Here is a 7,713-nt window from a genome sequence, read left to right as displayed (position 1 = left end):
TGAGAGCGGCGGTGCAAAATTAGTCCACGGTAGCGGCGGGATCGTCCCGCTTCGGGCGGCGTAAAAGCCGGCCACCTATTTTCCTTCTGCGACGAATGCAGGAGGGTTGGGGATCTACACCGTGGAATTATATCTGAAGGTCCGTCTGGCTTGCTCGGAAGGAATGAGCCGGCGTCAGGCTGCAAAGCATTTCAACATATCGCGCGATAGCGTGGCCAAGATGATGTCGTATTCGACGCCGCCGGGCTATCAGCGTCAGTCACCGATCCGGCGGCCTAAGCTGGATGCGTTTGTTTCGACGATCGATCACTGGCTTGATGAGGACATGAAGGTGCCGCGCAAGCAGCGCCATACGGCCAAGCGGGTGTTCGACCGGCTTCGTGGCGAGTGTCGCTTCACCGGCGGCTATACTATCATCAAGGACTACATGCGCGAGCGGGAGCAGCGTCGCCAGGAAGTGTTCGTGCCGCTGTCGCATCCGCCAGGGCATGCGCAGGCCGATTTTGGCGAGGCGATGGTCGTCATTGGCGGTGTGGAGCGGAAGGCGCACTTCTTCGTGCTCGACCTGCCGCATAGCGACGGCTGCTATGTGCGGGCCTATCCGGCGGCTGTGTCGGAGGCATGGGTGGACGGCCATATCCATGCGTTCGCCTTCTTCGGCGCAGTACCGCAATCGATCGTCTACGATAACGACCGCTGCCTCGTGGCCAAGATCCTGCCCGACGGCACCCGCAAGCGCGCTACTCTATTCAGCGGGTTTCTGTCCCACTACCTGATCCGGGATCGTTACGGCCGGCCTGGCAAAGGCAACGACAAGGGGAACGTCGAGGGTCTCGTCGGCTATGCCCGTCGCAACTTCATGGTGCCGATCCCGCAGTTTGCGACATGGGAGATGTTCAACGCCTGGCTTGAAGAGCAATGCCGCAAGCGCCAGCGCGACAGGCTGCGCGGCGAGAACGAGACAATCGGGGAACGGCTACAGCGCGATCTGGCCGCGATGCGCGCGTTGCCGGCCTCGCCCTTCGATGCCTGTGATCAGGCCAGCGCCAAGGTAACGGCCCAGTCGCTTGTCCGCTACAAGACCAACGACTATTCCGTCCCGGTCGCCTATGGCCATCAGGATGTCTGGGTCCGGGGCTATGTCGACGAGGTGGTGATCGGCTGCCGCGGCGAGATCATCGCTCGCCATCCCCGAAGCTGGGAGCGGGAAGACGTCGTCTTCGACCCACTGCATTACCTGCCGCTGATCGAACAGAAGATCAATTCGCTGGATCAGGCTGCACCTCTCCAGGGCTGGAACCTGCCCGAAGAGTTCGCCACGCTGCGCCGCTTGATGGAAGGCCGTATGGCAAAACATGGCCGGCGTGAGTACGTGCAGGTTCTTCGCCTGCTGGAGAGCTTCGAGCTTGCGGACCTGCATACGGCAGTGAAGCAGGCCCTTCAACTCGGAGCAATCGGCTTCGACGCCGTCAAGCATCTGATCCTGTGTCGGGTGGAGCGCCGGCCGCCGAGACTGGACCTGTCCATCTACCCATACCTGCCGAGGGCGACGGTCGAGACGACATCGGCGAAGGCGTATATGCGACTGCTTTCCGCGCATGGGGAGGAAGCGGCATGAGCACTGACGTGCCCGAGATCCTGCTCTCCCATTATCTCAAAGCCCTCAAGCTTCCGACCTTCCAGCGCGAATACCAGAAGCTGGCTCGGCTATGCGCCACCGAGGGCGTCGATCATGTCGGATACCTCACCCGGCTTTCCGAAAGGGAGATGATCGAACGGGATCGCCGCAAGGTCGAGCGCCGCATCAAGGCGGCAAAGTTCCCGGTCGTCAAAAGCCTGGACAGCTTCGACTTCACCGCCATCCCGAAGCTCAACAAGATGCAGGTGTTGGAACTGGCGCGTTGCGAATGGATCGAGCGGCGCGAGAATGTCATTGCGCTTGGTCCCAGCGGCACGGGAAAGACCCATGTGGCGCTCGGCCTCGGCTTGGCTGCATGCCAGAAGGGCCTGTCCGTCGGCTTCACGACAGCCGCTGCGCTGGTCAGCGAGATGATGGAAGCGCGCGACGAGCGGCGTCTGCTACGGTTCCAGAAACAGATGGCCGCCTACCAGCTTCTCATCATCGATGAGCTGGGCTTCGTGCCGCTCTCCAAGACCGGCGCGGAATTGCTGTTCGAGCTGATCTCGCAACGCTACGAACGGGGTGCCACGCTGATCACCAGCAATCTTCCGTTTGACGAATGGACGGAAATCCTGGGGTCCGAGCGTTTGACCGGCGCGCTGCTCGACCGCATCACCCACCACGTCAACATTCTCGAGATGAATGGCGACAGCTATCGCCTCGCGCAAAGTCGCGCCCGAAAGGCCGGCTGAACTACCCTCCAAAAATCGCCGCGCACGCATAAGACCCCCGCTCGGGCTACGCCCTCCCGGACGTCTCATGCGCGCGCCGAAGTGGCCGACTTTTACGCCGCCGCGTGGCCTGATTTTACTCCGCCGTTGACATCTGGCGCGGCGCACGCGCGATATCCGCCTCAAAGGCGAAATCAAACACCTGTTTCGAGCACGCATCTGGTCGCAAACGGCGAAGATCATCCGTGCCTGGATGATCTGGGTGGCTTTTTTGGATGTGCTGACCCTGGCGCTCAATATACTGATCCTTCCAAGGGGGATCGCAGTGCCCATGCTGCTGCCTGGCGCCATCATTCCGCCCGTGGCTATCGGCATCGTCCTTGTTTGGCGACAACCGCGAGCGCCCTGGTTGCAGGGGGCGTCGCTGATAGCAGGCATGTTTCTTATTTTATTGTCGGTCGCGTTGGTGGGCGTACTCGCTGGTGGCGAGTTCTACGAACGGCATTTGAACGTCATGCTGTTCGTAGCCATTACAGCCATCATCATCTTCGGCATCCCGTTGGCCTGGACACTGACCATCGCCGCCTTGGCGCTGGGTCTCTATCTCATTTTTCAGCTGCTGAACCCGGCTATTGAACTCGGCAGTGCCGTGGCTGCGACGCTGTTTTTCGCCAGCGGTATTTTCGCAACGGTCGCCGCGCGCCGCATCATGACAATTCTCGCGCAGAAGACCTTCCTGTTTGAGCTTCGCGACAGACACAGGGTCGCCGAACTGGCGAACGCGAACGATCGGCTGGAACTCCTGGCGAGTACCGATCCGCTCACCGGCATCGCCAACCGGCGCTGGATGACGGAAAGGCTCGACCACCTGTGGGGCGGTGGCGGACGTTGCCCAGACGGTGCCGCGATGCTGATGTGCGACATCGACCACTTCAAGAAGCTGAATGATCACCATGGGCATGCCGAGGGCGATCGCTGTCTGGTCGAGGTCGCCCGGATTATCCATGACAACGTAAGGCGCGATCGCGATCATGTGGCCCGCTACGGCGGCGAAGAGTTCCTCGTGCTGCTGCCCGGGGTGTATGAAGAAGAGGCCGTCTCTGTGGCAGAGCGAATCCGCAAAAGCGTTGAGGCCGCCGCTTTTCCGAACCCTGGATTCCGCGTGTCGCGCTGCGTCACCCTAAGCATTGGAGTTGCGGTTCAGAGTGCTGATGGCGCCATCTCACCGGAACAATTACAGCGTCAGGCGGATGCTGCGCTCTATCTTGCCAAGCAAACCGGCCGCAACCGAGTGCTACTCCATAAACCGGAATCAGCTGAGCGCAAACGTATTCAATCGACACGATGAAGCCATCGATTCGGAGGCGAGGTCGATCCCGCAGCGCCGGCTCGCAGTTGAGCGCGGACGCCACCCACGAACGGCCAAACGACATCGCTGACCGCCATCGTTCTGTCTGGCTGTTCCCAGCCGCGACGAGAGCGCGACAGCCGCCGTCGTTCAGCTGAAACCGCCGACATCTTGACGTCACCCGCGTACGGCGAGCCGGTCGAGGACATCGCTCCGAGATCCCCCCAGGGCGGGCGCGAACAGCCTAATCACCCACAAGCTCGAGGGAGTCCTGACCGGCGAAACCGCGGATGAAACTCGGGTGCTGGTTGAGCGTGCCGAGTTCTTATCCGGTCGCTCCACCGGCCCGTCGTGGACAATCCCACCAAGGGCCTTTCGGCTGTCGAGATCGCCGGCTGTGTAGAGCGCATCCTTGTGCTCCCCGAGATCGCGGTTTTGCGGCCGACGCTCGCCCCGGAGTTCCCGGTCTATGGAATCCCGTTGAGACAGGGAGCGGGCCTGTTCAAACTCGACCTGCCACTGGTTCTGGATGACGCGTCGAACGACCTCTCACCGGCGATGCGCAAACTGCTCACGGACCTGTTCACCGACCTACGCCGGCTGGAGCAGCGCATCGGCGACGTGACGAGGGAGATCGCGGGGATTGCAGATCGAGAAGATGTTGCCCGCCGGCTTATGACGATCCCCGGAATCGGAGCACTGGGCGCTACCGCCCTTCTTGCGGCCGTCGGCAATGGGTGCCAGTTCCAGAAGGCCCGCGATCTGGCCGCTCGGCTGGGCCTTGTCCCGCGGGAGCCTCAACCGGGGGCAAGCAGAAGCTCCTCGGCATCAGCAAGCGCGGGAACCGCTATGTCCGCAAGCTCCTCGTTCATGGCGCGCGGTCCTGCTTCCGACACCTGGATCGAACCCGGGATCGCCTTGGAAGCTGGCTTGATGGGCTGCAGAGCCCGGATGCACCCGAACAAGGCCGTTGTCGCACTCGCCGCTGAGATGGCGCGCATTGTCTGGGTTGTCCTGACCAAGCCGGGAGCGCTCTACGAACGGCAGGAATCCTGCATTCGCCTGACCCTCTCGGCTCCGATTGCAAGGCTCGGGAATAGCGATGACGAAACAGTGGATCAGCATGCCGTAAGCCCTGTGCAAAAAAGCGGGCTTCGTGCCCGAACAATTTATTGGGAACGGCGTGCGCGGATCTCATCATGGCCGGACTGCAACAGCAGCCCACTCGCGAGAGGCCGGATACATTTATGCAACTGGAATCGTCACCGGCGATGTCGCGAATGGGCGTCGCCCATTACCTGCCTTATGCGATGATCCTCGCATTGGCGCGATTGGGATTACGATCGAGCGAGGTGGTGTCGCTCGAGCTCGGTGACATCGATTGGGTAACTGGACGAATCCGTGTGCGTGGCAAGAACGGTCAACGCAACGACCTTCCGTTGCCAGCGGATGTTGGCGAGGCGATCGCCGACTACTTGCGGAAGTGGCGCCCGCGCAATGCCAGCCGTCGTGTCTTTTTGCGCGACAAAGCTCCGATCCGCGGGTTCAAGGGGCCGAGTGGACTTGGTTGCGTCGTCCGACGCTCCCTGAAGAGGGCCGGCATCGACGCTCCCACAACGGGAGCCCACCAGTTCCGGCACGGCCTCGCCTCAGAGATGCTGAGTGGCGGCGCCTCGCTGGGTGAGATCGGCGAAGTTCTGGGACACCGTCATCTGCAGACAACAGCGATCTACGCCAAGGTCGATCTCGACGCGTTGCGAACACTGGCTTTGCCATGGCCGGGAGAAGCCCAATGAGCACACTCCGACAGGCTGTTCAGGAGTACATCGAGATGCGGCGAGGGCTGGGGTTCAAGCTGCGAGAGACAGAACGGGGATTGATCGATTTCGCCGCGTTCCTGGAGGCCCATGATACGCCATATGTCACGACGGAACTGGCCCTTGCCTGGGCTCAGCGACCGTCGCGCGCGCAGCCTTCGCATTGGGCGAGACGGCTGGGCTACGTCCGCGGATTTGCCCGTCATCAAGCAGCCGCTGATCCGCGAACCCAGATTCCCCCAGACGGCTTGCTACCCTTTCGACCGAAGCGGGCACGGCCGTATCTCTACTCAAAGGAAGACATCCAGCGCCTCTTGTCCGCGGCGCTTGGGATGAGCGTTCATGGCGTTCAGTATATGCTGAACAAACACCGCCAGACCGCTTCTGCCATTTGCCCGTCGCTGAATGGAAAGCGCGTCACTGTTCATCGTTTGAGGCACACGATGGCCATGGACCTCCTGCAGGCGGGCGTCGATCGCGCCGTCATCGCTCTGTGGCTCGGCCATGAATCGGTCGAGACCACACAGATCTATCTCGAGGCGACGTTGGCGATGAAGGAGGCGGCATTGGCAAAGACGTCCCCATATTCCGGCAAGTCATCCCGCTTCCGGGCCGATGACCATTTGCTCGGATTCTTGAACAGCCTGTAGATCGAGCTGACTATGTCGGGTGGCCCGGGCGTTCCTGCAGGAAATCTCTCTATTCCTCAGACACTTACCGTTTTGCGGTCAAAGCTACTCGACATTAGTCGGGCGGGGTAGATAGTGCCTGAGCGTGTGGACCGTCACACGCTTATCTATGCCGGCGGCCGCACGCGCCGAGCGGCAGGCCGAATACAGCACCTGCACGTCAATGGGGCGATTTGCATCCCGGCCCGGAAACAGCCAGCCCTGCGGCTTCGCCAGTTGCCAGTAGACCCGCAGGATGCGCAGAAGCTGCGCCGACAGCATCACGGTGCGATCCTTGCCGCCCTTGCCGTGCTCGACCCGGATGACGCCGCGTTCGCTATCGATGTCGCCGACCTTCAGCCCGACGGTCTCCGAAGCGCGAAGGCCCGCGGCATAGGCCGTTGTCAAGGCGGTGCGCGTCTTCAGGCTCGGCACTGCCTCGAGAAAGCGGACAACCTCGTCGGCGCTGAGAACCACCGGCAGCGTGCGTGGCGCGCGGGCATAGGCGATCCGCTCAGGGATCTCGGCATGACCCAACGTCACGCCGTAAAAGAACCGCAATGCGCACACCGTCTGGTTCAGCGCCGGCCACGAGATTCCGGTAGAGACCAGATGCACCTGGAAGGCGCGAACGTCCTCGAGGCCAAGCCGGTCCGGTGACCGGCCGAAATGCCGGGAGAACTTCGCTACCGCGTGCACGTACGATCGTTGCGTGGCCGGCGACAGATTGCGGATCGTCATCTCCTCGATCATGCGCCGGCGAAGCGGGCTCAACTCGGTCATCTCATTGCTCCTGTTCTCAAGATTGCGCTTCAACAGCCGCAATCCTTCAAAACAGAAGCTTCATCTGTAAACCGACCCATGCCGCGTCAGCGGCTTCGTTCAATCCTACGATTCTCTCAAAATAGGAAACGCTCTAGGTCCCTTATTCAGGCAAATCTCCACCCAGCGGTGCCGGCCCATTTTCACTGCTGAATCTGTAAGCGCGCCCGATGCCGCGATGTTGCCGGCGTCGAGTTCATCGCGGAGATTGGCGCCGGCGCCGGGCATAGATAGCGGCGCTGGGCGCCCCTGCGGCGGCGCGGCTTGCGCGAAAGCTTGTTACGCCTGAGAGGGACTAACCAAGTTCGCCATTTCCAGTTGTTCCCGTTTGTATCCGGCGTGTTGCGGGGTCCAAGTTTCGCCTTCACGATTGAACCAATGGCACAAGACGGAGCCCGAGGCAGCTGTAGCATCGCCGACAGTCATGTTGGGGCCTCCTGACTTCAGACGGACCACATCTCCGTCTTGAAATTGTCCGCCATCGTGGGCCCTCCTGATGTTTGAAAACGCTTAAAGGTAATCATACGTAGGACCTGGTGGCAACAGGCCAAGCGCTCGTCCAGTCGCAAGCGGTGTCACCCAGAATGGAGCGAAACCTTTTTGTAGCTTTCGGCTGCCGGAACAGAGACGCCATGACATTTCTCCGTTCGGAGCTGCATCTACAGTCAATCCCGGAGATCTGCCGCTAATGGCCGAACTCATGCGT

Annotated in this window: 6 protein-coding genes and 2 pseudogenes; 6 read left to right on the top strand and 2 right to left on the bottom strand. The window is 61.3% G+C overall.

Annotated features, from left to right (window positions below; genetic code table 11):
• The first annotated feature begins 121 nt into the window (after positions 1-121).
• From istA to BFN67_RS25265, 6 genes and pseudogenes are all read left to right on the top strand, one after another.
• Positions 122-1,618: an IS21 family transposase gene (istA, locus tag BFN67_RS20395; RefSeq protein WP_139789217.1), complete on the top strand. Its 1,497-nt coding sequence runs from the start codon at positions 122-124 to the stop codon at positions 1,616-1,618.
• A complete protein-coding gene (istB, locus tag BFN67_RS20390; protein ID WP_080920594.1) occupies positions 1,615-2,373 on the top strand; it encodes an IS21-like element helper ATPase IstB in 759 nt (252 codons plus the stop codon). The genes istA and istB overlap by 4 nt, the downstream gene beginning before the upstream one ends.
• A gap of 133 nt (positions 2,374-2,506) precedes the next feature.
• A complete protein-coding gene (locus BFN67_RS20385; RefSeq protein WP_080921313.1) occupies positions 2,507-3,700 on the top strand; it encodes a GGDEF domain-containing protein in 1,194 nt (397 codons plus the stop codon).
• 558 nt (positions 3,701-4,258) lie between these two features.
• A pseudogene (locus BFN67_RS25270) lies at positions 4,259-4,689 on the top strand (transposase).
• A 291-nt stretch (positions 4,690-4,980) separates the two neighbouring features.
• Complete coding sequence (locus BFN67_RS20375) at positions 4,981-5,496, top strand: site-specific integrase (protein ID WP_245295357.1); 516 nt, start codon at positions 4,981-4,983, stop codon at positions 5,494-5,496.
• Entirely contained in the window at positions 5,493-6,167 is a 675-nt protein-coding gene (locus BFN67_RS25265) for a tyrosine-type recombinase/integrase (protein WP_080921312.1), read from the top strand. The genes BFN67_RS20375 and BFN67_RS25265 overlap by 4 nt, the downstream gene beginning before the upstream one ends.
• 114 nt (positions 6,168-6,281) lie before the next feature.
• On the opposite strand, the pseudogene BFN67_RS20365 reads toward BFN67_RS25265, so the two are convergent.
• Together BFN67_RS20365 and BFN67_RS20360 are read right to left on the bottom strand one after the other, a co-directional pair.
• Positions 6,282-6,968 (bottom strand): annotated as a pseudogene (locus BFN67_RS20365) (site-specific integrase); the annotation flags it as partial.
• Positions 6,969-7,286: 318 nt separating this feature from the next.
• Positions 7,287-7,433 (bottom strand): hypothetical protein, encoded by a 147-nt coding sequence (locus tag BFN67_RS20360; protein WP_080920626.1) that lies wholly within the window; start codon positions 7,431-7,433, stop codon positions 7,287-7,289.
• Positions 7,434-7,713: the final 280 nt, after the last annotated feature.

This window comes from Manganibacter manganicus (assembly GCF_002075885.1).
Classification (GTDB): Bacteria; Pseudomonadota; Alphaproteobacteria; order Rhizobiales; family Rhizobiaceae; genus Mesorhizobium; species Mesorhizobium manganicum.
The sequence above is the reverse complement of the archived record's forward strand: the minus strand, read 5'-3'. Positions and strand labels throughout refer to the sequence as shown.